This window comes from Cupriavidus sp. YAF13 (genome assembly GCF_052113425.1).
Taxonomy (GTDB): domain Bacteria; phylum Pseudomonadota; class Gammaproteobacteria; order Burkholderiales; family Burkholderiaceae; genus Cupriavidus.
Genome location: NZ_JBFRDD010000003.1, coordinates 235,756 through 261,042, shown reverse-complemented (window position 1 = coordinate 261,042; position 25,287 = coordinate 235,756). Strand labels below are relative to the sequence as shown.

The window sequence follows — 25,287 nt, the reverse complement described above, 5'->3', positions numbered from 1 at the left end:
CTTCTCCCCCCTTGACGACTGCCAGACAGATGACATAATTCCAACTCATTGCAAACGTTTGCAAGACTGGGGGATCGAGTGGCTTGTCGGCGTGTTTTGGTCGAGCACTAGGTTGGCGCAAGGCGAGGCCTGACTCCACGGCCTGCCGCGCGTGCGCACGATTCCCCCAAGACATTGATGAGGAGACACCCTGAATGGCAAATGACCGCCAGCTACGCATCGTCCACGGCAGCTTCGGCCGTGCCACCCTCCATCGGATATCGGGGCCGCTCGTCGCGCATGCCCATGCGGAGTTCCATCTGATCTTCAAGTTTGGCGGCACAGATGCGACATTCAAGATCGACGGCCACGCGCAGACGCTGACCGACGGCTGCGCACTGCTGATCAATCCCTGGTCGACGCATGCGAAGAGCGCCAAGGAGGGCTCGCCCTCGCTGCTACTCGCCTTGCTGCTGGAGCCGGAATGGCTAGGACGCACGCTCGGCGTCGACAATCCTGCCAGCGGCCTGCGCTTTGGCAAAACGCTGGTGCGCATGGATGCGGATACCGTCGCATCATTGACAGAGTTGGGTACCTGCCTGGCCCGGGACCTGGCTGACGATTCGGCGATTGGCTCGGTAGATTGCGAGGCCGCCGTCGCGGAACTGGCACGCAGGGTGTCGGCCTGCCATCTTCAGCGGCGGTCCATGACCGAAGTGCTGGCAAACACCAGGCCGCTGGACTATCGGATCAAGCGCGCGACCGAGTACATACGCAGCCACGCGGGGGAAAATCCCAACGTGGAGACGGTCGCCAGCGCGGTGGGCATGTCCCGCAGCCGGCTCTTCCACCAATTCAAGGCGTGCATGGGCATTTCGCCGCAGCAATACCTCGACTGGATCCGGATCGGCATCGCCACACGGCTGCTGGCAGAACGGCATGCCAGCATCGGGGACGTAGCAGACCAACTCGGATTCAGCGCGCAAGGACACTTCACGCGCTTTTTCGTCCAACACTTGGGGCTTAGCCCGTCGGAGTTTCGCCGCATCGGCATGCCGGGCGGCGCACACGGCGACTGAGGCGCCCGACGCCGCCCGGCGCCCATTACCGTCAACTGCCGTCAACCGCGCAGCGAGCGCGACAGCTTGTCCTGGATCACCGCGTCGAATACCGCCTTGGGCAGCATGCCGTGCACAGTCTTGGCCGGGATCGACGTGTAGTTGCTGGCCGTCTGGTTGGAGTACTGGGTGATGCGGAATCCCGAGGTAATGCTAGCGAGCGAGTACACGTCCTGAGGATCCATGCCGGTCGCAGCACTCACCCAGTTGAGCATCTGCCGCAGGCAGGCGACCAGCGCCTCGTCGAGATTGTTGCCGAAGCCAAGAATGATCCAGTGGCTGGGCGTCTCAGCCATCGGCAAGGACAAGGGCCGCTGCTTGTGCAGGAAATACTGGATCTGCATGTCCTCCATCGCGGTTTCGATGGCGGTCTGATTGACCACACCGTCGCCTTGGGCGGCATGCGAATCGCCTGTCCAGATCATCGCGCCCGGCCGTTGGACCGGCAGGAACAGCGACGTACCCTCGACCAGCTCGCGCAACACGAGATTGCCGCCATACCGGCCGCTGAGGATAGCGCTGACCGGTTCGTCGCCGGCGGGCTGCACCGCCATCACGCCCTGGAACGGCGCCAGCTTGATGCGGATGCCCGGCGCGAACTCGGTGTACTGCCGGCTCTCGTCGAATTTGAAATAGCGCAGGTACGGCTTTGGAAAGTCGTTAGGCAGTGCACCGACCCCTTTGGGTGCGGAGTTCCATCCCCAGCCGATCGGACGCAACTTGACCATCCGGCACTCCACCACGTCGCCGGGCATCGCCCCGCGTAGTTCCACGGGCCCGACGTTCGAGTATGGCCCTTGCGGAAATCGCTTGCGCACGGGTTCGCGATCCTCGTAGCTCATGCCGTACGAGGCGCCGTTGGCCCAGTTAACCCAGGTATTGGGATACATCACGAGATCGCCCGACTCGATGCTGGCGGCCGGCGCTGCCTTGGGGTCGAGAATGCCGACGTGCACGGTGTCCGTAGCGGACTCGATGCGGTGGATCTTGCCCGGTTTGATTGCGGGGAGTGGAACTGCACCCGGTTCGGCAACCGGTGCGCCCGGCCCCGACGTCGCCTGCGCTGCTGCCCGCAGCGATGCGGCTCCCAGGCCGAGGGCACCTGCAGCCTTCAGCCAATGTCTCCTGTCGATCATCATCGTTTTTGTTCCTTTTGATTGGGCCGTCGGCGGCACCACTGCGCTGGACGGCAAGATGCAGCACATCAGCGCAGTTGCGCGACGTACTGCGCAACTGCGAGGATCTCTTCGTCCGTCATCAACGGCACAAGCAGGCTCATCAGCTTGCCGGGACCGCCACGCGTGCCGGATTTCCACGCGTGGAGCTGCCTGGCCACGTATTCCGGCTGCTGGCCGGCAATGCGCGGAAAGTCGGGCGCGATGCCTTCCCCATTTGGCCGATGGCATGTCACACAGGCCGGCAGGTGATTGGACGAATTGCCCTTCCAATAGATGGCCATGCCAGCCCCGACCAAGTGCGGCAGGGCGGCCTGTCCGCGCGCGGGTGCCTGGCGGCTAAAGTAGCGAGCCACTTCGCGCATCTCCATTTCGCTCATGCTTTGCACCACGGCAGCCATCGTGGCGTCCTGGCGCAGTGCCGGCTCGCCGGCTCCGGCCTTGAACTGCCTCAACTGCTTGAACAGGTAGTCTTCGTTCTGACCCGCCAGGCTGGGGTATTCCTTCTGCGTGCTCTGGCCGGTATTGCCGTGGCATGCCGCGCAGACTTGCTCGACGATCAGCCGCGCGGGCCGCGCTTCGCCTGCCTCCGATGCGGGCTGCGCCAGCGCAGGCACGGCCAGCGTGCACAACGCGAGCAAGCGGGCAGACAGCCGGCGGCGCTCCATGGGATGTTTCACGTTGGAATCCTCACAACAAGGCAATGCCCGATCTAGTTCAGGTAGCCGCCGGTCTTGGTGACGATCTGGTGCGCGCGCCGCGTTTCGCTGCTCAGACGGCTGGTCAGGCCGGTCACGCCGGTCTGGCTGAAGGCGGTGTCAATGCTCAGGCCGGCCAGCCTGGCGCGGATCTCGGCATCGTTCATGATGGCGCGGACCTCGCTGCGCAGCCGCTCGGTCACCGGCGCCGGCGTGCCCTTGGGGGCGAACACGCCATACCAGACGGTAATGTCGTACCCGGGAATGCTCTCGGCCACCGTCGGCACGTTGGGCAGGCCCTGGAGCCGGCTCGCGGTACCGACGGCCAGCAGCCTCAGCTTGCCGGCGTTCACATGGGGCATGTACTCCAGCAGCGGGCCCGTCGCCAGGTCGATGTGTCCGGCGATCATATCGTTGATCGTTGGGCCGCTGCCCTTGTAGGGGATATTGGTGATGTCGACACCGGCCATCGTCTTGATCATTTCGAGTGGATAGCTGGTCGGGCCACCGTAGTTGACCTTGCCAGGATTCGCCTTGGCGTAGGCAATCAGTTCGGTGACGGACTTGTATGGCGTCTGCGGATTCGTAACCAGTACAAGCGGCGACTCGCCCAGTGGCGCCACGGGTACCACGTCGCGCGTCACGTCGTAGGGCAGCTTGCGGTAGAAAGCGGCGTTGACCGCGTGGATGCTGTTCAGGATGCCGATCGTATGGCCGTCCGGCGCCGCGCGCACGAGCGCCTCCGCGCCGATATTGCCGCTGGCGCCCGGTCGGTTCTCCACCACGACAGGTTGTCCCAGCGCCTTCGACAGGCGTTGCGCCACGGCCCTGGCCAGTACATCGTTGATGCCTGCCGGCGGGAACGGCACGATGAAGACGATAGGCTTCGAAGGCTTCCAATTGGCCTGTGTGCTTGTGTCCGCTTCCGCTGCGTTGGCGGCTCCGGGCCGCAGGCCTGCGAGTGCCACGGCCAGTGCGGCGCTGATGGCCGCAGTGATGGCGGCAAATGTGGCCACCCGCTGAGGGGCGGTGAGGAACGATGGACGCTTCCGGCTTTGCATTGACTCTTGTCTCCTGGTGAATCGCGAGGCGTGGGCGATCGGGTCAGCCCAGGCTCACACTCTACGGATCTGGAAACAAGACGCTTGCCCATTTGGGGAGCCGTTTACCAATACGTCCTCCGTTCTGCGGTATCGGTATGCCGGCAAACGATCGCCTGATGCCGCGCGGCGTCTACTTACCGGATTGTCCAAGAACTTGACAGGGGCTCCGCCGACGCCGCGGTTCGTCGTGCAATATGCGGCGAAACATCGACGACCGGAGAAAACCAATGCATTACCAGCAAAACGGCACCGTGGTCACCATCGGCAACGGCCCACACCATGTCATCGCCTTGCACGGCTGGTTTGGCCATGCGCGTGGATGGGGGCCTGTTGTGGACGTGCTCGACGGTGACCGCTTCACCTACGCCTTCATCGACTATCGAGGCTATGGTGCCCGGCGAGGGATCCAGGGCAGATTCGACATGCAGGAGATCGCCGCCGACGTGCTGGCGCTTGGTGACGAATTGGGATGGCAACGTTTCTCGCTGATCGGACACTCCATGGGAGGAAAGGCCATGCAGGCTGTCGCCATGCTGGCCCCCGCACGTGTCAAGGCCATGGTCGGCGTCACGCCTGTGCCGCCGACGCGCGTGCCGTTCGACGAGCCGACACGCTCGCTGTTCGAACGTGCCGCTGACGATTTAGCGGCAAGAATTGCTATCGTGGACAATGCCACGGGCAAACGCCTGAGCCGGTACTGGGTGGAAAAATTGGTTCAAGCCTCGACGCTGCATGCCGATGCCGACGCGTTCGCCGCCTACTTCCGGGCATGGGCCGACACCGATTTCTCTGCTGAAATTGCCGGCATCCGTGTTCCCACACTGCTGCTGGTTGGTGAGCACGACCCGTCGCTGACTGCTGACGTCATGGAGCAGACGTACGGCAAAGCATTCCGCGACCTGGCCATCGACGTGATCCGCAACGCGGGACACTATCCGATGGACGAGACACCGGTGGACCTCATCACGCGGATCGAGCGCTTCCTGACGGACATCCAGGCCCGCAGCGAACGCTGACATCCTGAAGTGCCAATGCGGAGCGCCTGCCGGTGTCGACCACCAGCAGGCACCACCATAGCCCATACGCCACTCAGGGCGCCTCGGCCGCACCGATCGCGACCACGCCGCGGCGCCCGATCTCCTCGTCCATGTCCGATGGCCCCCCGCTGACGCCGACGGCCCCGACCAGGCGGCCACCGACGTAGATGCCCAGTGAACCCTGCGACGGAAAGACGGGGCCGCCATACACCAGCGAACTCATCTGGCCAAAGACGATGGGATTGGCCTGATAGCGCTTCACGAGTTCGGCGCCGGACGCGCCTCCCGTTGCCGCCGAAGCGATGGCCTTGCCGCGCGCGACATCAAAGGTCGCAAACGGGGCGCCATCCATTCTCACGCCGCTGAGAAAGTGGCCGGAAACGTCGACCACGACGATGCTGACGGCAAGTTTTCGGTCCTCGGCAAACCGTTTGGCGGCATCGGTCAGCCGCACCGCGGTGTCCGCGCCAAGGGTCTGCACCTGTACGACGGCCGCGGATGCGATCGACGCGCAGAACAGATGCAGCCCGAAGGCCACTACGAAGGTAGAGCGTTTCATGGATCCTCCTATGCATGACGAGATTACGACGCACCGGCCTCTGGCCGACGATGGCGACCGGGTGGCGTACGCTGACGTGCGCACATCAGAATAGATGGCGCATGCCCATCATGACCCCGCGCGGGTTGGACACGCTGCTTGCCGTGACCTCATTGGGGAGGTTCGAAAACGTGTAGTTGGCCCCGTTCGTGTTCCAGATCTTACTGGCGTTGGCATAGAGCGTTGTACGCTTGGACAGCGAGTACTGATAGCCGATCGACATCTGCTGGCCACGATTCGGCGTGCCGACCGATTGCTGCATGCCATATGCCACCAGCACCAGTCCGGCGCCTCCCACGGGAATAGTCGTGCCGACATGGAAACCGCGGTCCTTCAGCGTCGCCTGGCCTGGCACCCATCGTGTGGCCTGGCGGACATTGGCGAACACCTTCACCCACGGGAATTCATACGTGGCGCCGATCGCGCGCTCGTCGCGGTCGCCATTCGCTACCGCGTTGATGCTGTAGGTACGTTCATAGGCAAGGCCCAGCCAGAGCGGTCCGCGTGCATAGGTTAGCGCCAAGGCTGCCAGCCGGTCGGCATCGCGTGGCGCGCTGGTCCGCTCGGCGCCGAATGAGTAGATCGCACTGCCCTGCAGCCCGCCAAGTTCGGGACTCTCGTACCGAATGGAATTGTCCGCGCGCGCGGTCAGGCTGCTGCCCGCGGGGCCGCCGTTCTGCAGGCGACCGAGCGGGCCATACGGCGAGAAGCCAAAGGCCGACGCCTGCCCCTCGATGTAGTAGATCGGCGTGTTCTGCCGGCCAAACGTCAGCGCGCCCCAGTTGTTGCTGCTCAGGCCGACCCAGGCCTGGCGGCCAAACAGGCGTCCTCCCTGCTGGGCGGTGCCACTGTCCAGTGCAAGTCCAGTCTCCAGCGTGAATACCGTGGACAGTCCCGGCGCCAGTTCCTCCTTGCCCCGCAAGCCCCACCGCGATTGATACAGCCCGCCGTCCTCGAGCCGCGCGGCATGATTTGCCCCGGACTTGACATATTCGGTGTAGAGATCGGCTACGCCATAGATGGTTACCCCCGATTGTGCCGCCGCTATGCCCGGCATCGTTGCCACCGCCACTACCAAGAGTGTTCCCATTCTTTTCATGCGTTTCTCCTCGCTGTTCCGTCCTGTTTGACGATATGGTTCTTGCACGGTCCTTGCACCGTGCGCAGCAAGGGTATGGGTTCGCGCCGGGGGGGCGCTAACCCAATCATCCCGTCACTTGGAAAGGTGTCCGGAATGCGTGGCCCGGTGGGTCAGGAGCGCAGGCCCACGAGCAAGATGCGGAAGGCAGATGTGGAAGTCCGCGACAAGCACTGGCGGATTCGGCAAGGCAATGGAGGGCTTTGTCGCAGCAAGAAGGAGCCGTCGACAAGACGCCGGCGGTGATGATTGGCTTCAGAAGTCCATTGTGGCCGAGAGCATGAAGGTGCGCGGGGCGCCCAGGGCCAGACTGGACAACAGCGGCATTCCCCAATAGGCCTTGTTGGTCACGTTGTAGACACTGGCCCGCACGGTCAGCGGATGGCTGGAGATCTTGGTGGCATAGCGTGTGCCCAGGTCATACACGGTGTACCCCGGCACCGACAGCGAGTTGTCGGCGCTGATGTATTGCTTGGATACAGCGGTCGCATTGGCGGTCAGCGTCAAGCCCGGCACGGTGGAGGTGTCCCACTCCACGCCCAGCTTGCCTTGCAGCTTGGGCACCCCGGTTGCCTGCTTGCCCTGGTTGACGCCACCGGCGGTCTTGGTGAGCTTGGGGTCCACATAGGCGATGCCACCCATCAAGCGCACGCCGCGCAGCGGCGAGCCGAAGAAGCCCCACTCGACACCCCGGTTGCGCTGCTCTCCGCCAAAGGAAAAGACGTTGGTGGAAATGTCGGTATAGCTGCTTGGCCGCTTGATTTCATACAAGCTGACCGTGTGGGCGAATTCGCCGAGGTCGAGCTTGAGGCCCACTTCCTTCTGCTTGGTCTTGGCCGGCGGAAACAGCTCTCCCGCATTGGCGGCTGTTGCCGGCGCGGTCTGGCCCTTGCTCAGCCCTTCAATATAATTGCCGTACACGGATATATGGTCAGTGGCCTTGACCAGCAGCGCGGCCGCAGGCGTCACGGCGCTTGCGTCATAGCGGGCACTGCGCGCCCCGGTCGTGAGGCTGAAGGTATCGGTGAGCGCTTCCTGGTGACGCACGCCCAGCGTCAGTTGCACCCTGTCCTGTGCAAAAGACAGGGTGTCCGCTACGCCGTAGCTGGTCAGGCGCGTTTCCGTGTGGAGGGTCGGCGGCCAAAGCATGCCGGCGGCTGGCCCCCAGACCGGGTTGTAGATGTTGGTGGTCCAGTCCGCGCCCGGGACCGATCTGCGGCCATAGTCCCTTTCGGTGTCCGAGTAGCGCGTGACGTTTAACGCCCATTGATGCTTGACGCTGCCGGTTCGGAACTTGCCCTTCAATCCAACTTCCCCCGATGTCTTTTCAATATCGAAGGCCAGTTGACCCATGGTGGTTCGGAAGTCGCCCGCCGCGTTGAGCACCTGCGCCGATACGGCACCGTTGTACTTGTAGTTGGTCTTGCTGGTGCCGAAGGCTGCATAGGCCGTCAGTTGTTCGCTCACGTCGAATTCGCCGCGGACGATCACACCCTTGTCCTTGGTGTTGACGAAGGACCAATCCGGGTTCAGCAGGGTTTCGGGCCTGGGTGGCTTGGGCACTGCCACGCCGGGGGCCAGATTGATGCCTCGGGTCACGCCGTCCACGCGATCATCGCTGCTGTAGAGGTCGGCAGAGACGCGAGCACGCTCGCCCCGCCAGTCCAGCCCGAGGGACGCGAACCGGGTTTTCTTTTCCTGCCGGTCGACCGCCCCCTCTCCATCCCGATAGACCCCATTGAAGCGGATGCCGAACTGCTTGTTCTCACCAAAGCGCCGCCCAAGGTCCACATGTCCGCCGAACTGCGCGTTGGACATGTAGGTCGCCGTCAGTCGCGTCAGCGGCTCATCGCCCGCGCGCTTGGGCACCAGATTGACGGTGCCGCCTACCGAGCCGCCCGGAGGCATGCCGTTGAGCAGGGCCGATGGGCCTTTCAATACCTCGATGCGCTCGAACATTTCGGGGGTGGTGCGGTAGTACGGCGCCATGCCGAACAGGCCGCCGATGGAGATATCGCTGGTGTTGGAGGCGAAGCCGCGGATGGAGTAGTTCTCGCTCCAGGCGCCGGTGACGCCGTTGCTGAACACCGTGGGATCGGTGGCGGCAATCACGCCGGTAATGTCCTTGGCCTGCCGGTCTTCGATGAACTTGTCCGTATAGCTGATGGTGGAAAACGGCGTTTCCATGAAATCCTTGTCGCCCAGCAGCCCCACGCGGCTGCCGGACGCCACCTGCCCGCCGGCGTAGGCGTCGATCGCTGAGCTCGCCTGTACCGTCACCACCGGCAACGTCACCCCRCTCTCTGCGGCTGGGCTTTGCGTCGGTTGGGCCGTCCGGCTTAGCGTGTAGCGGCCGTTGGCCTCGCGCACTGCCTGCAGTCCGTACCCGCCTAGCAGTTCGGTGAAGCCCTCGCGCACGCTGTAGCTGCCGGACAGCCCCTGGCTGATCTTGCCTTGGAGCAGGCTCTCATCCACGGTCAGTGCGACACCCGCCGCAGCGGCATAGGCATTGAGCGCCTCGCCCAGCGGGCCGGCCGGCACGTTGAAGCGGCTCCGGGCATCCACTGCCTGGCCGGTGCTTTGTGCAAGTGCCGGCGTGGCGGCCAGGGCCAGGGCGCCCGCGCTCAGCCCCAGCAGCAGCACCGTCGGCACGGCGGCAGCGGTGGCGCGGTTCAGGGCAAAGGCGGGATGGGGGCGCACCGCCTGCTGTGCAGGTCGCGCGATGCGAGGGTGACGTTTGGTCATGACAAGCTCTTTTCCGTTGATTCAGTTGAGATTGGGTTGGTTCTCAGCACGTCTTGCGAGTGAGAAAGTGATAACGAATACGAATCATTACGTTTTTGGCTTGGGGCTAGCGACAAGCCCCGGAACAAATCAGTGCTGATAGCCCTTGATGACGTCGTCGATCACGAGCTTCAAGGAGGTCGGGCTGGCGGCGGTGACGTACCAAGCTTCAGCATCGACGAAGACCACACGGCCGTTCTTCCAGGCGTTGGTCTGGCGCAGCAGCGGGTTGCCCATGCTCCCGGCATCCATGACCGGACGGCGCTCCATCACGGCCGTCCGGTCCACCACGAAGAGGATGTCGGGGTTGGCCTGCTGGATGAATTCGCTGGAAATCGGCTGGCCATGCAGGCCGGTCTCGGCAGTCGGGCTAGCCGGTTTCACGCCCAGGGCATTGAAGACGAACCCGTAACGGGAATGCACGCCAAAGGAACTGAAGGCGCCGTTGTTGTGCAGAACGACAAGCGCCTTCTCGAGACGGCCCTGGGTCGTGCGCCTGGCCTCCTCGACCTTGGCGTCCAGCTCAGCCGCTTTCTGGCGGGCGAGGCCTTCCTTGCCAAAGATTCGCCCCAGGGTCATGAGGTGGTCCTTGATGACCTCGATGTGCTTGGCCTGGCTATCCCGGTAGTCCACATCGAAGTGAATCGTCGGAGCGATCTCGCTCAATTCCTTGTAGTGGTTCGCCTGGAGCGAGGTCATCAGGATCAGTTCAGGCCTGGCCGCATGAACCCGCTCCAGATTGGGCTGAACGATCGAGCCCAGATCCTGAACGTCCGGAGCGTCCTTGTACCTGGCGAGGAAGTGCGGGACGAAATCCTTCGGCATGCCGACGACAGGGACACCCAGTTGGTCGAGGAAATCGACTTCATTCATGTCGAGGGCGACCGCGCGTTGCGGAAGGCGCTCGACGACGGTCGTTCCCAGCTTGTGCTGAACCGTGACGGGCGCGAACGCTTCCTGCGGGGACCGGCCGGCAGAAGCGGGCTGTGCGGCTGCCCCTGGCGGTTCGGCTGGTTTCTGGCCGCACCCCTGCACCGCGACGGTCGCGGCCATCAGCAGGGCTAACGCCCAACGCCTGTTTCTGTGATTCCGGGTCATTTCAGTTCTCCTGATGGATTGAAGTAGTTGCACACGCATCCTCGATCGCTGCGCACGATCTCGAAGTCCAGTCCATACAGTTCCTGCAGCCGTGTCTCGGTCACGGCCTCCACGACGGGGCCGCAGAAGCGGACCATTCCGCCCTTCAATGCGACGATGTGATCCGAGTAGTTGGCAGCGAAATTGATGTCATGGATCACCAGGATCACGGTGCGCCCGTGTTCGTCACACAGGCGGCGAAGCGCGCGCATGATCTGCACGGCATGCTTCATGTCGAGGTTGTTGAGTGGCTCGTCCAGCAGCAGAACGTTCGTCTGCTGGGCAATGGTCATCGCCAGGAAAGCCATCTGGCGCTGCCCTCCGCTGAGTTCGTCGATGTAGGCTCCGCGCAGTGCTTCCAGCGACAGGAACGCGATGGCCTCGTCGATCGCGTCGTGGTCCTCGGGGGTAAGCGCGCCGCGGCTGTAGGGGAAGCGCCCGAACGCGACGAGTTCCTCGACCGTCAGGCGCAGGTTGAAGTCCGGCGCCTGGCGCAAGGTGGCGACGTGCTTAGCGTATTCGCTGATGCGGATGCTGGAAACCTTGCGATCCCCGATCAGGATGTCGCCCTGGGTCGGCTCCAGCAGGCGCGCGATCGTCAGCAGCAGCGTCGTTTTGCCTGCGCCGTTGGGGCCGATGAGAGAAGTCACGCGCTGCGCCGGGAATTGCGCGCTGACGCCGGATAGGACGGTCTTGGCGCCGTAGGCCTTGTGAAGGTTGTGAACGGTGATCATGCGGTGCCTCGGGTGCGAACCATCAGCGCGAGGAAATACGCGCCACACACCAGGTTGACGAGAATGCTGACGGTGGTCTTGTAGTTGAAAACGTGTTCGACCAGGAGCTGGGCCACGATGAAGATGCCGATGGCGATCGCGCAGCCTATGGGCAGCGTGACCCGATGCCTGGAAGTCCGGGCCATCGCATAGGCGATGTTCGCCACGAAGATCCCCATGAAGGCCGTGGGCCCGAGCAGGCTGGTCGAGACCGCCACGAGAGCCGCGATCAGCGCGAAGTAGAGCCTCACGTACCGCTGGTAGTCGACCCCAAGGGAAATGGCCTGGTCGCGGCCCAGCGAGAGCACGTCGAGGATCGGCAGGGTCTTCAGCCCTGGCAGGCACACGGCCGCGACCAGAAGAGCCGAATAGAGCAACTGCTCGGGTTGTGCCCTGTTGAAGGATGCGTAGCCAAAGCCCTGGAGAACGGCGAACTCGCCCGGGCTGATCCTGAGCTGGACGAATTGCGTGACAGTGCCGATCACCATGGTCAGCACGAGTCCCAGCAGCAGCAGGAAATACACGTTGTACCTGCCGTTGCGCAAAAGCCACCGATGGATGGCCCACGAATAGGCGAGCATCAACAGGATGCAGAGGAAGAAGTTGCCGCTCTGGCCGAGTACCACCTGGCCATGCGTGCCCATGGCCAGGATCAGCAGCGCCTGCAACAGCAGATAGACCGCCTCGTACCCCATGATCGCCGGCGTCAGAATCCGGTTGCCCGCGATGGTCTGGAACGTGATCGAGGAGAAGGCGACGCAGATGCCGCCGATGACGATGGCGGCCAGCCGGGCGAGCCGTTTGGGAATGACGTAGTCGAGGTCGAATCCGGACCGCACGAGGACGAAAGCCGCGGCCAAGGCGATGACCACCATCCAGAGGGCATATCGGGGGGCAGCGCGCCTCATTGCTTCCTCCAGATGATGAGCACCAGGAACAGCACGCCGCCCACGCCGCCTGCGGTCAGGCCGATGGGCACCTCGAACGGGTAGATGAGCAGGCGGCCGAGAATGTCGCAGGCCAGCAGCAGCGACGCGCCGCCCAGAGCGACGATGGGCAGCGTGCGGCCTAGGTTGTCGCCGTAATGCAGCGCGACCAGGTTGGGGATGACCAGCCCGACGAAGGGGATCGCGCCGGCGGTGATGACCGTGGCGGACACGGTGACCGCCACCAGCATCAGGCCCAGCGCCGCCGTTGCCGAATAGCTCAGCCCCAGGCTGGTGGCCATGCCTTCGCCCATGCCGAGCACCGTGAAGCGGTGCGCATACAGGTAGGTGAGCGCGACGATCGGCAGGATCAGGTAGATGATCTCGTAGTTGCCCTGGACGACCTTGGAGAAATCGCCGAGCAGCCAGCCCTGCATGCTCTGCAGGATGTTGTAGCGGTAGGCGTAGAACTCGGCCACGGCACTCAGCACGCTGCCGTACATGAGGCCGATGACCGGCACGAGAACGGTGTTCTTGAACTTGATGCGGCGGATGATCGCCACATAGACCAGGCTCGCGGCGAAGCAGAAGACCAGCGCGAACAGCATCCGGCCCATCGTGCCGGCGGCGGGCGCCAGCGTCATCGACACCAGGATGCCGAGCTTGGCCGCATCCAGTCCGCCCGAGGTGGCCGGTTCGACGAACCTGTTGCGCACGATCTGCTGAAGGATCACGCCGCAGACGGACAGGCCTGCGCCGGTCAGGACAAGCGCCGTCAAGCGGGGCAGGCGGCTGGCTGTCACCGTCAGCCAGGCATCGCCCGACAGCGAGAACACCTGCGACCATGCCATCTGCCGGGCGCCGACCAGCAGCGAGGCGCCGCAGAGGATGGCAAACAACCCAAACCAACGTGCGCGCATCAGCAGCGGTCTCCGTTCGACGCCGCCGCGATACGCCAGCCTCTGGCGGCCCGGCGCTGGGCCAGGAAGTGCGCGTAGCGCCCCTGGCTCGCGCGCAACGGCGCGGGCGAACCCTGCTCGACGACCTTGCCGCCATCGAGCACCACGATCTGGTCGGCCATTGCCACCGTCGAGAGTTGGTGCGCGATGACGATCAGCGTGCGCTTGCCGCGCAGACGCGCCAGCGCCTCGGCGATGGCGGCCTGGTTCTCCGCATCCAGCGCGGCGGTGGCTTCGTCCACCAGCAGGATGGGCGCGTCCTTGATCAGCGCGCGGGCGATGGCGATGCGTTGGCGCTCGCCGCCCGACAGGCGTGCGCCGCCTTCGCCGACCGGGGTGTCGATGCCCTGCGGCAGGCGCTCGATGATCTCGGCCACGCCGGCCTGCCGCGCAGCCTCCATGATCTCGCCATCGGTGGCATTGGGCTTGCCGATGCGGATGTTGTCGGCAATGCTGCCCGCAAACAGGTAGTTGTCCTGGAAGATCTGACTGATCTGGCCGGCCAACTGCGCGTTGGACATCTGCCGCACGTCCACGCCACCGACAAGTACGCTGCCCTGGCTCACATCGAAGAAGCGCGCGATCAGCCGCACCAGAGTGGTCTTGCCCGACCCGGAGGCGCCAATCAGCGCGGTCATGCTGCCCGGCTCGATGCGCAGGTTCACGCCCTTCAGCACATCGGGCTGATCCGGTGCGTAGCGGAAGCTCACCTCGCGCAGCGCGATCGACGCATCACGCGGTGCCTGCGGCTGGTCCGGTTCCGGCAAGGGCTTGACCGCAAGGATCTCGCGCGCCGCGTCGAGCTGGCCGCGCGCGCCGCGCAGGACCTCGCCATAGCCGGCCACGTCCAGCAGCGGATCGATGTAGCGGTTGGCCAGCAGCAGCGCCACGATGACGGCAACGACCGAGTCCGCTTCCCGCGCACCGCCCAGGTAAGCGTTGAGCCACGACACGGCGGCGATCAGCAACGCGGCGAAGACGGCCTGCACGACCCAGGCGTTGAGCGCCGTGGACGCCGCCGACTGACAGATCAGCCGCGTGCCGGCGTGGCGTTGCTGGTCGATGGCCTGTTCAAGCAAGCGCGTGCTGCCGCCTCCACCGTTGAACGCGCGCAGTACCGACTGGGCCTGGGCGAACTCGACCATGCGCTGGCTGCTGTGGGCGAAGTGGCGATGGAAGGTGTGGTCGGCGCGCCGGCCCAGGCGAGCGGCGAAAAGGAACGCGCCGATCAAGATCGGCAGCGCCACCAGCGCGATCAGGCCCATCAGCCAGTGCCGCGCGAACAGCGCGGCCACGATCACCATCGGTGTCACGGCGCCGCTGATTACCGGCGTGAGCACGTGTGCGGGAAGCTGGGCCACTGCCATCATGCCGTTTGTGATGACATGGCCAAGCCGGGCGCTGTTCTCCGGGGTGAACCAGCCGACGGGCAGGCGCGCAACGTGGTCGCCGATCCGCTGGCGCGCGCCCTGCAGGACGGCAACACCCACGCGCACGCCGGCCTTCTCCACCTTGCGCCGCCAACCCCAGCTGGCCGTCATGCCGGCCAGCAGCACAATGAGCCACAGCGCCGCGCCGCGCGTATCGCCGGCCAGAAGGCGGCTGAGAATGGGCACCAGCGTGGTGATGGTCAGCCCGCTGAGCAGGCCATAGAACACGGCCATCCAGGCGTAGCGGCGGAAGACGGGCGCATCGTCGCCCAGCAGTTGAATGAAGGTTTTCAGCATGACGGCACCGCCAGCTCCTGGGGTTCTTCATGGCCGCCCAGCGTCCATAGCCGCGCATAGCGGCCTTTGCGCGCGATCAGCTCGGCGTGGCGGCCTTGCTCGTGGATCGTGCCGTTCTCGATCACGATGATGTGGTCGGCGTGCATCACCGTGTCGAGCCGGTGTGCAATGATCAGCAGCGTGCGGCCTTGCGCGAAGCGCGACAGCGCGTCCTGGATCGCCACCTCGTTCTCGGCGTCGGCGGCCGCGGTGGCTTCGTCGAGCACGAGCACGGACGGATCGAGCAGCACGGCACGCGCGATGCTCACGCGTTGCTGCTCGCCACCGGAGAGCAGCGCGTCCTCGCCTATCATCGAGTCGTAGCCGCGCGGCAGGCCCAGGATGCGCTCATGAATGTTCGCGGCGCGCGCGGCGTCCTCGATCTCCTGCTGGCTGGCCGAGGGCCGGCCCAGCGCGATGTTCTCGCGTAGGCTGGCATGGATGAGGCGCACCTCCTGCAGCACGAAACCGATGCGCTGGTACAAATCCGAAGTCTCGATATGCCTCAAATCCACGCCGCCGAGCGTGATGCGCCCGTCGGTCGGGTCGAAGAAACGCAGCAGCAGCCGGGCCAGGGTCGATTTGCCAGCACCGGACGCGCCGACGATGGCGGTCACCGTGCCGGGCTTGAGGGTGAAGCTGATGTCCGACAGCACCATGTTCTGCGCGTCGTAGGCGTAGCCGACGTGCTCGACGCGGATTTCGGTGCCCGTGGGCAACTGCCGCCTGTCGGGCGCCGGCTGCTCCAGCACAGGCGTCTCCAGCAGCGCCTGCACGCGCTGGGCGGCACCGGTGGCATGGTTCAGGTCATGGGTGATGTAGTGCAGCAGCAGCAACGGCGCGGAGATGCCCGGTGCCACCAGAGCGAACGGCAGCACGTCCACCGGGGCGATCCAGCCCAGGCTCACGAACAGCGTGCCGAAAACCAGCACCACGCCCAGCACCGCCACCGGCGCGATCATCGCGTTGGCGTTGGCCATCGAGCCCACGAGGGGACGGGTGAAACCGACGAAGGCCTGGGCGAAGGCATCGACTGCCTCGCGGTAGCCGCCGTGCGCCTTGCCGCTGGCGCCGAAGGACTTGACCACGGGAATGCCGTTGACGAACTCGACCACCGCGTTGTTGATGCGTCCCAGCCCGCCGACGAACTCCTTTATGTTCGCCCCGCTGGCCTTCATGGCCCTGCCGAAGAACAGGAAAAAACCCGGGAACGGCAAGATCGAGACGATGGCCATGCGCCAGTCCATCGCGAACAGGTAGATGAGCGAGATCAGGATGGCGCCCATCGCGCGCCCCAGCGTCGTATAGAAATGCGCGGTCAGGCTGTGCAGCGTGCCGATGTCGTCCTGCATGGCCTGCTTGACCTCGCCCGATGCGCGGCTGGTGAACCAGCCCAGCGGCACGCGGGCCAGCCGCTGCGTGGCCGCCAGGCGCAGGTGATGGGTGATGCGGTTGTCGGCCAGGTGGGCGGTCAGTTCCCCGGCGGACACCAGCGTCATGCCGACGAACAGGCTCACCACGCTGGCAATGACGGTCCACCAGACTTCGCCCTGCACTTGCGCCCGTGCCGCCGCCGCGATGTCGGTGCCGCCGAGGACGAGCTTTGCGATATGCGCGATGCCGGCCAGCGGCACCAGCGTGAGCATGGCGCCCACGCCAGCCAGTACTGCGGCGACGATCAGTTGCCCACGAATGGGGTTCAATACCCGGCTGATCGGGCCAGGTCCCTTGGGAATGGCCGCAGCCGCGTCACGCGTGTTCATGAAAAAGAAGCGTCCAGAGATTCAGAAAGATGGGATGGCTCTCCCCCTGTCTTGCGGACGAGAAGGCGAGCCCCCATCCACGCAGGCCGCTCGGCGGCATCGATCTCGCGCAGAATGGCGGCTGAGGGGTTGCTGCCTGCCAAGGCACTCGATGGATCGGTCATGGATGACTCCAGGGAATCGAAATGATAATTAGTTGCATGACTATAAACTAATTGACGAATGGCTGGCAAGGCGGCTACATGGCTATCACCACCGATCAAGGAACAAACATGAATTCGCCACAACAACCTTCGGCGCGCGGGCGCCCTCGTACCATCACGCGCGAACGGATCGCCGACGCGGGCATCGAGATCGGCTTGCCGAACATCACCTTCGTCGGCGTCGCCGCCGCACTCGGGGTCAGCCATATGGCGCTCTACAAGCACGTGCCGAGCCTTGAGGAACTCAAGCGCCTGGTCGCCGAGGAGATCTTCAGCCGCTGGCAGATTCCGCAGGCTTGCGGCAAGGGGCGTAGTGGATTGAAGGATTACCTGATCGTGTTCACCACATCGGTACGGGAGTTCGTCAAGGCACACCCTGGGCTGACGCCGTACGTGATCCGCAGGTTGGCTGCGACACAGCCCATGCTCGCCAAGATCGACGGGCACCAGAGCCATATCGCGCGTGCCTACGGCATTTCAAAGGAACAGGCACGCTGGCTGCTTGCGACGGTCGCATTCCACTGCATTGCCGTGGCCGACACGGTGTATTCGGTAGCAGGCCGGGAACCCCTTGTGGAGGCGGACCGCGCGGCGGAAGAAGCCGAGATGGAGGCGGAGCTTGTTCAGGGCATGCACGCGCTCATCGTCGGCGCGCTTGCCATGCTGGAGGAAGACGCCCAGCGTGACGGTTCGGCCTTGCGGATCAAGTCATAGGCGTGACGAAACGCCAGGCCCACGCTGGTTGACTTCCGACGCGGAGGTCGACGAGAGGGGCGAATGCCGGCAAAGCATGGCGCGCATATTGATGTTTCATCCATGCCACATGCCCACTTGATTTCAAGCACAATCCGAACCTAATATCCTCCGAGATACAAAACATTACGTATGCGGGCAGGCTCTACGACGCACAGAGCCGTCCTGGCGGGTCCGCCAGGGCAGGGTCGGAAACCCGGGGATTGCAAAACCTGAGCAAGCGCTGGTCGGCGCTGGTCGGTGCTGGCAGTGTCGTGCCATCCCCGCGGGTTCAGCCTGTCTCCGTTGCACTTGCATTTGCATTTGCGCTTGTACGGGGAGTTACGGCATGAACGTGGTGCTCGTTGAAAGCCATCCATTGCTCCGGATTGCAATGCTCGCTCTGCTGGAGGGTATTGCAGGCATCGTGCAAGTCGTTGCCATCGACCCGGGGGAAAACCCTGAGCATTCGCATGCCGGCGGCAACGTTGACCTGATCGTCTTTGGCATGCCCGCCGATGCTGACACGGGCTGGCATTGGCTCGGCCAGGCACGCAAGCTATGGGCCGCGCCGCGCGTGCTGCTGCTCTGCGATGCCGTGCCGCTGCAGCTGCCGCAAGGCGAGATCACCGAAGGCTTCAGCGGCTGCCTGCCAAAATCCGCCCCGCTCGACGTGCTCAGGACCGCCATCCAGCGTATCGCCACCCGTCAGCCGGAGCGCGCGGGCGCAAGCCAGCTTTCACTGTTCCCCGCTTTGCCCACCGCCGCGCTGTCAACGCGGCCCGCCGCCGGGACCCAGCGCTTGACACAAGAGGCAACGCAACTGGGCTTGACGCAACGCCAGTACGACGTGCTGGCACTGCTCTCCCGAGGGCATGGGTTCAAGACCGTAGGCCGCCTGCTGAATATCTCGGCGCCGACGGTCAAGACGCATGCCCGCGCCATGTACAGGCATCTCCAGGCGGCTGGCAAGGAAGAGGCCGCCTACAAGGCACGGCAACAGGGCTTTAGCCTGGCGTGGCCGGTTGGCGGTGTGCCGGCGTTGACGCTGGCACACCGCCCCGCCCCCGCCGCCCGGCAAATGGAACTGCTCTGAGGGGCTGACCGGCGTTGGCCGGCACTGACCGGCACTCACCGGCCAACGCCTTGCCTGGTCACGCCAGGCTGATCCACGTGGTCTTCAGGTCCGTGTACTTGTCCAGCGCATGCAGTGACTTGTCCCGCCCTGAGCCCGACTGCTTCACGCCGCCAAACGGCACCGTCACGTCGCTGTCCATATAGCAGTTGACCCACACCAGCCCCGCCTGCAGCTTGCGCGAAACCCGGTGGGCGCGGGACAGGTTGGAGGTCCAGAGTCCCGAACCCAGTCCGTAGGGCGAATCGTTGGCCATGCGGATGGCCTCTTCCTCGGACTCGAAGCGGGTCACCGCCAGCACTGGGCCAAAGATCTCTTCGCGCACGATGGTGAGCGACTGCGTGGGGCACTCGAAGATGGTGGGCTGCATGTAGAAGCCGCCACTGTCCGTGCGCGCGCGCTTGCCGCCGGCGCGCAGGCGGGCGCCTTCGTCCTCGCCGCTCTTCACATAGGACATCACCCGCTGCAGCTGCGCGCCGTCGACAATGGCGCCCATGGCGGTGGCGGGATCGAGCGGGTCGCCCGGCTGCATGCGCGCCGCGTGCGCTTCCAGCTTCTCCATGAACGCGTCATAGATGCCGCTTTGCACATAGAGGCGCGAGCCGGCGATGCAGATCTCGCCCTGGTTGCTGAAGATGCCGATGGCGGCGGCCTGCGCCGCGCGGTCCAGGTCGGGGCAGTCGTCAAAGACGAGATGCGGGGACTTGCCGCCGCACTCGAGCCAGACGCGCTTGAGGTTGGACTGGCCCGAGTACTCCATGAAGCGCTTGCCGGTGGCGGTGGAGCCGGTAAAGGCAATGCAGTCCACGTCGGGATGGCGGCCAAGGGCCTGCCCGGCAGCGGCGCCGAGACCTGGCACCACATTGAAGACGCCCGCCGGGATGCCCGCTTCTTCGGCGAGCTCCGCCAGCCGCAGCGCGGTGAGCGGGGACTGCTCCGCGGGCTTGAGCACCACGCTGTTGCCGGTGGCCAGCGCGGGCGCGACCTTCCAGCTGGCCATTAGCAGCGGGTAGTTCCAGGGCACGACCGCCGCCACCACGCCCAGCGGCTCGCGCGTGATGGTGGCCAGCACGTCGGGGCCCGTCGGCGCGATCTCGTCGTAGATCTTGTCGATGGCTTCGGCGTACCAGGCGTAGGTGCGGCCGGCTTCGGGGATGTCGTATTGCAGCGTCTCGGCAATGGGCTTGCCCATGTCGAGCGTTTCCAGCAGCGCGAGCTCTTCGCGATGCGTGTCGATCAGGTGCGACAGCCTTAGCAGCGTGGCTTTCCTGGCGCTGCGCGGCATGTCCGACCAGACCCCGGACTGAAACGCCTTGCGCGCCGCGGCTACCGCGCGGTTGACGTCCTGCGCGCCGCAGGCCGCAACCCTGGCGAGCACCTTGCCGGTGGCAGGGTTGATGGTCTCGAAGGTGGCGCCGTCGGCGGCGTCAGCCCAGCGGCCATCGATATAGGCTTGCGAACGGATCGACACCGTTGCGGCCCGCGTGCGCCAATAGGCGAGATCTCTTAAGTCACTCATCGTGGATTCCTGGCATGCATTGGGGTTTCGGCCCGTTTAGGCGCTCGCGTTCGCCTGCGCCACCATGGCGCCAAGCAGCACATTGGCCCCGGCTTCCAGATGCTCCGGCTTGGCGTCTTCGATTTCGTTGTGGCTGATGCCGTCCTTACACGGCACGAAGATCATCGCGGCGGGCGCCACGCCGGCGATATAGACCGCGTCATGGCCTGCGCCCGTGACGATGTCCTGATGGCTGTAGCCTCGCGCGGCGGCTTCCTGGCGCACGTGGCCGATCAGCTCGGGCGCGAATGGCGTGGGCGCGAAGTACTGCACGTCTTGCACCACCACATCCAGGGCCGCGCCGGTGGTGGTGCCATCCGCGACGGCGGCGCAAGCCGCGCGAAAGCGCGCATCCATCCCGGCAAGCCGCGCCGGGTCGAGGTGGCGCAGGTCGACCGTGAACGTCACCGCCCCGGGAATGACATTGCGCGACGACGGATGGACCTTGACCACGCCCACCGTGCCGCGTCCGTGCGGCGCGAAGTCGTTGGCGATGCGGATCACTTCTTGCATCAGGAACGTGGCGCCATAGAGCGCGTCCTTGCGCAGCGGCATCGGCGTGGGGCCGGCGTGCGCCTCCATGCCGGTCACGGTGACGTCGTACCAGCGCAGGCCCAGCGATCCGGTCACCACGCCGATCACCTTGTCCTCGGCCTCGAGCACCGGCCCCTGTTCGATATGGGCTTCGAAGTAGGCGCCGACCTTGCGTCCAACTTCCGCGTCGCCGGCATAGCCGATGGCCGCCAGTTCATCCGCCACCCGCTTGCCCGCCACGTCGGTGGCCGACAGCGCCGTCTGCAGCGGAAAGACGCCGGCAAACACGCCGGAACCCATCATCACCGGGACAAAACGCGAGCCTTCTTCATTGGTCCAGATGGCCACTTCGAGCGGGGCCTCGGTGGTGATGCCGTGATCGTTCAGGGTGCGCATGACCTCCAGGCCGGCCAGCACGCCATAGCAGCCGTCGAACTTGCCGCCGGTGGGCTGCGTGTCGATATGGCTGCCGGTCATGACCGGGGCCAGCGCGTTGTTGCGCCCTGCCCGGCGGGCAAAGATATTGCCGACCTGGTCGACCGTCACGCTCAGTCCGGCTGCGCGCATCCAACCGGTCACCAGGTCTCGCCCCTGCCCATCCAGCGCCGTCAGCGCCAGGCGCGCATTGCCGCCCTTGGGCGTGGCGCCGATCGCGGCGAGGTCCATCAGCGACTGCCACAGGCGCTCGCCATTGATTGCCAGCATGTTCATGTTCTCTCTCTTTGCCGTCGTGGCCATTACGCCGCGTCCGCTTGCCGGGCGAGTGCGTCCGCTTGCCGGGCGAGTGCGTCCGAGCGGATCTGCGACAAGGTCATGCCCGGCGCGATGCCGTCCGCGTCATAGCGCAGCTCCAGCAAGGCGGGCAGCTGCTGGGTGTTGGCGAACACAAGGGCGCGCGCAAAAGCGGGACCGAACGCTTCATCGCTGGCGACAATCTCGCCATACCCGCCATAGGCGCGGATCAGTTCGCTGAACTCCGGATTGTCGAAGCCAAGCGCCACGGTGCGGCCCGGGAACTCGCGCTCCTGGTGCGCGCGGATGGTGCCCCAGATGCCATTGTTGAAGACCAGCACGACGATGCCGACGCGGTACTGCATGGCAACGCCGAGTTCCTGCAGGTTCATCTGGAAGCAACCATCGCCCGCATAGCAGATCACGGTGCGAGCGGGGTTCTCGAGCTTGGCGGCAATGGCCGCCGGCAGGCCATAGCCCATCGATCCCACGGTCGGCGCCAGGCTGGTGCCGACGCCCTTGAAGCGGTAGTAGGCATGGGGGTACAAGGCGTAGTTGCCCGCGCCAACGGTAATGCAGGTGTCCTCCGGCACGTTGTCCCGGACGTGGCAGGCGGCCACGTTGAGGTTGAGCGCGCCCGGCGCGGCCTTGGGTTCCTGCTCGGCCAGGTACACCTGGTGGGCGTCGTGCCCGGCGTTGCGCGCGCCCGGGGAACGCGACGGGGAGAGCTCGCTCGCCGCGGCGGCAAACGAGACCACGTCCGCGGCGATCGGCAGCGTGGGATGAAACACGCGGCCAAGCTCATTGGCGTCGGGGTACACGTGGACCAGCCTCTGCTTCGGCAGCGGGCTCTGCACCACCGTATAGCCCTCGCTGGTGGCCTCGCCCATGCGCGTGCCCACCGCGATCAGCAGGTCGCTCTCCTGTACGCGCTTGCGCAGCGATTCGGGCATGGCCCAGCCCACGTGCCCGGCAAAGTTCGGATGATGGTTGTCGAAGCACTCCAGGCGGCGCCAGGCCACCCCGACCGGCAGCGCGAAGCGCTCGGCAAACCCTTCCATCTGCCGCGAGGCCTCCGGGGTCCAGCCCGATCCGCCCAGCAGCAGGAACGGGCGCTCCGCCTGCTCGATCAGCTCCGCCAGCGAGGCCATGGCGCCAGGCGTCGGCGCGCTGTGGGCACGCCGGTAGCGCGGCACATCGGCCACCGTTGCCTTGCCCCATAACGTGTCTTCCGGCAGCGCCAGCACGACCGGGCCGGGCCGTCCGCTGGTGGCCACCGCGAAGGCGCGCGCGATGAACTCGGGAATGCGGTCGGTGCGGTCGATCTGCGCCACCCATTTGGTCATCTGGCCAAACATGCGGCGGTAGTCGACCTCCTGGAACGCTTCACGCTCGTAGAAATCGTTGCCGACCTGGCCAACGAACAAGATCATGGGGGTCGAATCCTGGTAGGCAGTGTGCACGGCGATGCTGGCGTTGGTGGCGCCGGGGCCGCGCGTGACAAAGCAGATGCCGGGCTCGCCGGTCAGCTTGCCTTGCGCCTCGGCCATATAGCCCGCCCCGCTTTCCTGCCGGCAGACGATGGGCTGGATCTTGTCCTGATGGTCGTACAGCGCGTCGATGCAAGGCAGGTAGCTTTCGCCCGGCACCAGGAAGACGCGCTTCACGCCCTGGATAATCAGTTGGTCGATCAGGATCTGGCCGCCGTTGCGCTCTGCGCGCGCCGGCAATGCTTGCGGCGATTGCTTGTTCATGGTCGTGAATTCCGTTTTTGCGATCGCCGCCCGCTTCAGCTTGCGTGCGGCGATCCTTCGAAGTCTTGAATGCGAGGTTTGCGGGCCTGGGCTTGGGCTTGGGCTTGGGCAGTTACTGCAGGAGCGCGGCCTCCAGGATGCCCAGCCCTTCGTCCATCACGGCGTCAGGAATGGTCAGCGGGAACAGGAAGCGCACCACGTTGCCGTAGACGCCGCAGGAGAGCAGCAGCAGGCCGCGCTCCAGCGCGCGGTCTTGCACTTGCCGCGTGAATTCGGGATTGGGGCGGCCGTCGGCCTTGCGGAATTCCACGGCAATCATGGCGCCCAGGCCGCGGACCTCGCCGATCTCCGGCACGCGCGATTTCAGGCCAGCCAGCTTGTCCTGCAGCCGCTGGCCGAGCGCGGCGCCGCGCTCGATCAGCTTCTCGCTCTCCAGCACGTCCAGCACCGCCAGCGCCGAGGCCACCGCCAGCGGGTTGCCAGCGTAGGTGCCGCCCAGCCCGCCGGGGGCCGGCGCGTCCATGATCTCGGCCCGGCCGCAAACGGCCGACAAAGGCATGCCGCCGGCCAGGCTCTTGGCCATGGTGGTCAGGTCCGGCGTGACGCCGTAGTGCTCCATGGCGAAGAGCTTGCCGGTGCGGCCGAAGCCGGTCTGCACTTCATCAGCCACCAGCAGGATGCCGTGCTCGTCGCAGATGCCGCGCAGCGCGCGCACGAACTCGGCGGGCGCCACGTTGAAACCGCCCTCGCCCTGGACCGGCTCGAAGATGATGGCCGCGACCCGCTTCGGGTCCACATCCGCCTTGAACAGCTGGTGCAGGGCGTTGATCGAATCCTGCACGCTCACGCCATGCAACCCGTACGGGTACGGCGCGTGGAACACGTCGCCCGGGAACGGGCCGAACCCCACCTTGTACGGCACGACCTTGCCGGTCAGCGCCATGCCCATCATGGTGCGGCCGTGGAAGCCGCCGGAGAAGGCAATGACGCCGGGGCGCCCGGTGGCCGCACGGGCAATCTTGATGGCGTTCTCGACGGCCTCGGCGCCGGTGGTGAAAAACGCGGTCTTCTTGGCGAACGCGCCGGGCGCGCGGGCGTTGATCTTCTCGGCCAGCTCGATATAGCTGGCGTAGGGCACGATCTGGTAGGCGGTGTGCGTGAAGCGCTCCATCTGTGCCTGCATGGCTTGCACCAGGCGCGGATGGCGGTGACCGGTATTGAGCACCGCGATGCCGGCCGCGAAGTCGATGTAGCGGTTGCCTTCGACATCCCACAGCTCCGAGTTCTCGGCGCGCTCGGCATAGAAGTTGCACATCACACCAACGCCACGGGGCGTGGCGGCATCTTTGCGGCGTACCAGGTCTGCGTTCTTCATTGCGTGCTCCATTGCATTGGTGTCCTGCTGTCTTGTCTGGATCTGGGCGGCCGGCGCCACGAGGGGCCGGCCGGGAAACCGGGGGAAAGCGCTTCGGGTCAGGCTTCGGGTCAGACCAGTGCGACCCTCCGGATGGCGCTAAAGCCGCTTTTTGTGTCACGGGCGTTATAACTCAACCGGTGGCCGGACCAATTCTATGGCCTTCGCGGAAAAATTGCCAAATTTTTTGATTTTTTGACTGGGTGGTCCGTCCAATTGAGGGCGATGTCTTCACGTTTTGCCCAGGACGCGTGCTGCGATGTGCGGAAAA

Annotated in this window: 21 protein-coding genes; 4 read left to right on the top strand and 17 right to left on the bottom strand. The window is 65.2% G+C overall.

Annotation, left to right across the window (positions count from 1 at the left end; all coding sequences use genetic code 11):
• Positions 1–194 precede the first annotated feature (194 nt).
• Positions 195–1,058, top strand: coding sequence for a helix-turn-helix transcriptional regulator (locus tag AB4061_RS04610; RefSeq protein ID WP_441631313.1), 864 nt, complete (start codon positions 195–197; stop codon positions 1,056–1,058).
• A 41-nt stretch (positions 1,059–1,099) separates the two neighbouring features.
• Here the strand turns inward: AB4061_RS04610 and AB4061_RS04605 are convergent, their stop codons facing one another.
• The 3 genes from AB4061_RS04605 to AB4061_RS04595 form a co-directional block, all read right to left on the bottom strand.
• Positions 1,100–2,236 carry an acetamidase/formamidase family protein gene (locus tag AB4061_RS04605; protein WP_441631311.1) on the bottom strand — a complete coding sequence of 379 codons (1,137 nt, stop codon included), beginning with the start codon at positions 2,234–2,236 and terminating at the stop codon, positions 1,100–1,102.
• Positions 2,237–2,301: 65 nt separating this feature from the next.
• A complete protein-coding gene (locus AB4061_RS04600; protein ID WP_441631309.1) occupies positions 2,302–2,952 on the bottom strand; it encodes a c-type cytochrome in 651 nt (216 codons plus the stop codon).
• A gap of 32 nt (positions 2,953–2,984) precedes the next feature.
• The gene (locus AB4061_RS04595) at positions 2,985–4,031 is read right to left on the bottom strand and encodes a Bug family tripartite tricarboxylate transporter substrate binding protein (protein WP_441631307.1); all 1,047 of its coding nucleotides are present in this window, start codon (positions 4,029–4,031) and stop codon (positions 2,985–2,987) included.
• 269 nt (positions 4,032–4,300) lie between these two features.
• Here AB4061_RS04595 and AB4061_RS04590 point away from each other — a divergent pair, with 269 nt between their 5' ends.
• Positions 4,301–5,089: an alpha/beta fold hydrolase gene (locus tag AB4061_RS04590; protein WP_441631305.1), complete on the top strand. Its 789-nt coding sequence runs from the start codon at positions 4,301–4,303 to the stop codon at positions 5,087–5,089.
• Between the two features lie 73 nt (positions 5,090–5,162).
• Here the strand turns inward: AB4061_RS04590 and AB4061_RS04585 are convergent, their stop codons facing one another.
• The 10 genes from AB4061_RS04585 to AB4061_RS04540 form a co-directional block, all read right to left on the bottom strand.
• On the bottom strand, positions 5,163–5,669 hold the full coding sequence (locus AB4061_RS04585; RefSeq protein ID WP_441631303.1) for a GlcG/HbpS family heme-binding protein: 507 nt from the start codon (positions 5,667–5,669) through the stop codon (positions 5,163–5,165).
• An 85-nt stretch (positions 5,670–5,754) separates the two neighbouring features.
• On the bottom strand, positions 5,755–6,807 hold the full coding sequence (locus AB4061_RS04580; RefSeq protein ID WP_441631301.1) for a porin: 1,053 nt from the start codon (positions 6,805–6,807) through the stop codon (positions 5,755–5,757).
• A gap of 294 nt (positions 6,808–7,101) precedes the next feature.
• On the bottom strand, positions 7,102–9,591 hold the full coding sequence (locus AB4061_RS04575; protein ID WP_441631299.1) for a TonB-dependent siderophore receptor: 2,490 nt from the start codon (positions 9,589–9,591) through the stop codon (positions 7,102–7,104).
• Positions 9,592–9,720: 129 nt separating this feature from the next.
• Entirely contained in the window at positions 9,721–10,728 is a 1,008-nt protein-coding gene (locus AB4061_RS04570) for a siderophore ABC transporter substrate-binding protein (protein WP_441631297.1), read from the bottom strand.
• A complete protein-coding gene (locus tag AB4061_RS04565) occupies positions 10,725–11,501 on the bottom strand; it encodes an iron ABC transporter ATP-binding protein (protein ID WP_441631295.1) in 777 nt (258 codons plus the stop codon). The genes AB4061_RS04570 and AB4061_RS04565 overlap by 4 nt, the downstream gene beginning before the upstream one ends.
• Positions 11,498–12,448: an iron chelate uptake ABC transporter family permease subunit gene (locus tag AB4061_RS04560; protein ID WP_441631293.1), complete on the bottom strand. Its 951-nt coding sequence runs from the start codon at positions 12,446–12,448 to the stop codon at positions 11,498–11,500. The genes AB4061_RS04565 and AB4061_RS04560 overlap by 4 nt, the downstream gene beginning before the upstream one ends.
• Positions 12,445–13,386, bottom strand: a complete 942-nt coding sequence (locus AB4061_RS04555) for an ABC transporter permease (protein WP_441631291.1) — start codon at positions 13,384–13,386, stop codon at positions 12,445–12,447. Before AB4061_RS04555 ends, AB4061_RS04560 begins: the two co-directional genes overlap by 4 nt.
• Positions 13,386–15,152, bottom strand: a complete 1,767-nt coding sequence (locus AB4061_RS04550; protein ID WP_441631289.1) for an ABC transporter ATP-binding protein — start codon at positions 15,150–15,152, stop codon at positions 13,386–13,388. Before AB4061_RS04550 ends, AB4061_RS04555 begins: the two co-directional genes overlap by 1 nt.
• Positions 15,146–16,954 (bottom strand): ABC transporter ATP-binding protein, encoded by a 1,809-nt coding sequence (locus AB4061_RS04545; RefSeq protein WP_441631287.1) that lies wholly within the window; start codon positions 16,952–16,954, stop codon positions 15,146–15,148. The genes AB4061_RS04550 and AB4061_RS04545 overlap by 7 nt, the downstream gene beginning before the upstream one ends.
• Complete coding sequence (locus tag AB4061_RS04540) at positions 16,951–17,118, bottom strand: hypothetical protein (RefSeq protein WP_441631285.1); 168 nt, start codon at positions 17,116–17,118, stop codon at positions 16,951–16,953. Before AB4061_RS04540 ends, AB4061_RS04545 begins: the two co-directional genes overlap by 4 nt.
• Positions 17,119–17,196: 78 nt before the next feature.
• Between AB4061_RS04540 and AB4061_RS04535 the strand changes: the two genes are divergently transcribed.
• Together AB4061_RS04535 and AB4061_RS04530 are read left to right on the top strand one after the other, a co-directional pair.
• Entirely contained in the window at positions 17,197–17,871 is a 675-nt protein-coding gene (locus AB4061_RS04535; RefSeq protein WP_441631283.1) for a TetR/AcrR family transcriptional regulator, read from the top strand.
• A gap of 412 nt (positions 17,872–18,283) precedes the next feature.
• Positions 18,284–18,985 (top strand): response regulator transcription factor, encoded by a 702-nt coding sequence (locus AB4061_RS04530; RefSeq protein WP_441631281.1) that lies wholly within the window; start codon positions 18,284–18,286, stop codon positions 18,983–18,985.
• A 58-nt stretch (positions 18,986–19,043) separates the two neighbouring features.
• Here the strand turns inward: AB4061_RS04530 and AB4061_RS04525 are convergent, their stop codons facing one another.
• The 4 genes from AB4061_RS04525 to gabT form a co-directional block, all read right to left on the bottom strand.
• Positions 19,044–20,543, bottom strand: coding sequence for an aldehyde dehydrogenase (locus AB4061_RS04525; protein WP_441631279.1), 1,500 nt, complete (start codon positions 20,541–20,543; stop codon positions 19,044–19,046).
• A 36-nt stretch (positions 20,544–20,579) separates the two neighbouring features.
• Entirely contained in the window at positions 20,580–21,827 is a 1,248-nt protein-coding gene (locus AB4061_RS04520) for a Zn-dependent hydrolase (protein ID WP_441631278.1), read from the bottom strand.
• Positions 21,828–21,853: 26 nt separating this feature from the next.
• Positions 21,854–23,602 carry a thiamine pyrophosphate-binding protein gene (locus tag AB4061_RS04515; protein ID WP_441631276.1) on the bottom strand — a complete coding sequence of 583 codons (1,749 nt, stop codon included), beginning with the start codon at positions 23,600–23,602 and terminating at the stop codon, positions 21,854–21,856.
• Between the two features lie 112 nt (positions 23,603–23,714).
• On the bottom strand, positions 23,715–24,977 hold the full coding sequence (gene gabT / locus AB4061_RS04510) for a 4-aminobutyrate--2-oxoglutarate transaminase (RefSeq protein WP_441631275.1): 1,263 nt from the start codon (positions 24,975–24,977) through the stop codon (positions 23,715–23,717).
• Between the last annotated feature and the right edge of the window lie 310 nt (positions 24,978–25,287).

Bases quoted from the DNA above. Each gene is read 5' to 3' on its own strand.
- AB4061_RS04610 (WP_441631313.1), top strand. From the start codon at position 195: ATGGCAAATGACCGCCAGCTACGCATCGTCCACGGCAGCTTCGGCCGT.
- AB4061_RS04605 (WP_441631311.1), bottom strand. From the start codon at position 2,236: ATGATGATCGACAGGAGACATTGGCTGAAGGCTGCAGGTGCCCTCGGC.
- AB4061_RS04595 (WP_441631307.1), bottom strand. From the start codon at position 4,031: ATGCAAAGCCGGAAGCGTCCATCGTTCCTCACCGCCCCTCAGCGGGTG.
- AB4061_RS04590 (WP_441631305.1), top strand. From the start codon at position 4,301: ATGCATTACCAGCAAAACGGCACCGTGGTCACCATCGGCAACGGCCCA.
- AB4061_RS04585 (WP_441631303.1), bottom strand. From the start codon at position 5,669: ATGAAACGCTCTACCTTCGTAGTGGCCTTCGGGCTGCATCTGTTCTGC.
- AB4061_RS04580 (WP_441631301.1), bottom strand. From the start codon at position 6,807: ATGAAAAGAATGGGAACACTCTTGGTAGTGGCGGTGGCAACGATGCCG.
- AB4061_RS04570 (WP_441631297.1), bottom strand. From the start codon at position 10,728: ATGACCCGGAATCACAGAAACAGGCGTTGGGCGTTAGCCCTGCTGATG.
- AB4061_RS04565 (WP_441631295.1), bottom strand. From the start codon at position 11,501: ATGATCACCGTTCACAACCTTCACAAGGCCTACGGCGCCAAGACCGTC.
- AB4061_RS04560 (WP_441631293.1), bottom strand. From the start codon at position 12,448: ATGAGGCGCGCTGCCCCCCGATATGCCCTCTGGATGGTGGTCATCGCC.
- AB4061_RS04555 (WP_441631291.1), bottom strand. From the start codon at position 13,386: ATGCGCGCACGTTGGTTTGGGTTGTTTGCCATCCTCTGCGGCGCCTCG.
- AB4061_RS04550 (WP_441631289.1), bottom strand. From the start codon at position 15,152: ATGCTGAAAACCTTCATTCAACTGCTGGGCGACGATGCGCCCGTCTTC.
- AB4061_RS04545 (WP_441631287.1), bottom strand. From the start codon at position 16,954: ATGAACACGCGTGACGCGGCTGCGGCCATTCCCAAGGGACCTGGCCCG.
- AB4061_RS04540 (WP_441631285.1), bottom strand. From the start codon at position 17,118: ATGACCGATCCATCGAGTGCCTTGGCAGGCAGCAACCCCTCAGCCGCC.
- AB4061_RS04535 (WP_441631283.1), top strand. From the start codon at position 17,197: ATGGCTATCACCACCGATCAAGGAACAAACATGAATTCGCCACAACAA.
- AB4061_RS04530 (WP_441631281.1), top strand. From the start codon at position 18,284: ATGCTCGCTCTGCTGGAGGGTATTGCAGGCATCGTGCAAGTCGTTGCC.
- AB4061_RS04525 (WP_441631279.1), bottom strand. From the start codon at position 20,543: ATGAGTGACTTAAGAGATCTCGCCTATTGGCGCACGCGGGCCGCAACG.
- AB4061_RS04520 (WP_441631278.1), bottom strand. From the start codon at position 21,827: ATGAACATGCTGGCAATCAATGGCGAGCGCCTGTGGCAGTCGCTGATG.
- AB4061_RS04515 (WP_441631276.1), bottom strand. From the start codon at position 23,602: ATGAACAAGCAATCGCCGCAAGCATTGCCGGCGCGCGCAGAGCGCAAC.
- gabT (WP_441631275.1), bottom strand. From the start codon at position 24,977: ATGAAGAACGCAGACCTGGTACGCCGCAAAGATGCCGCCACGCCCCGT.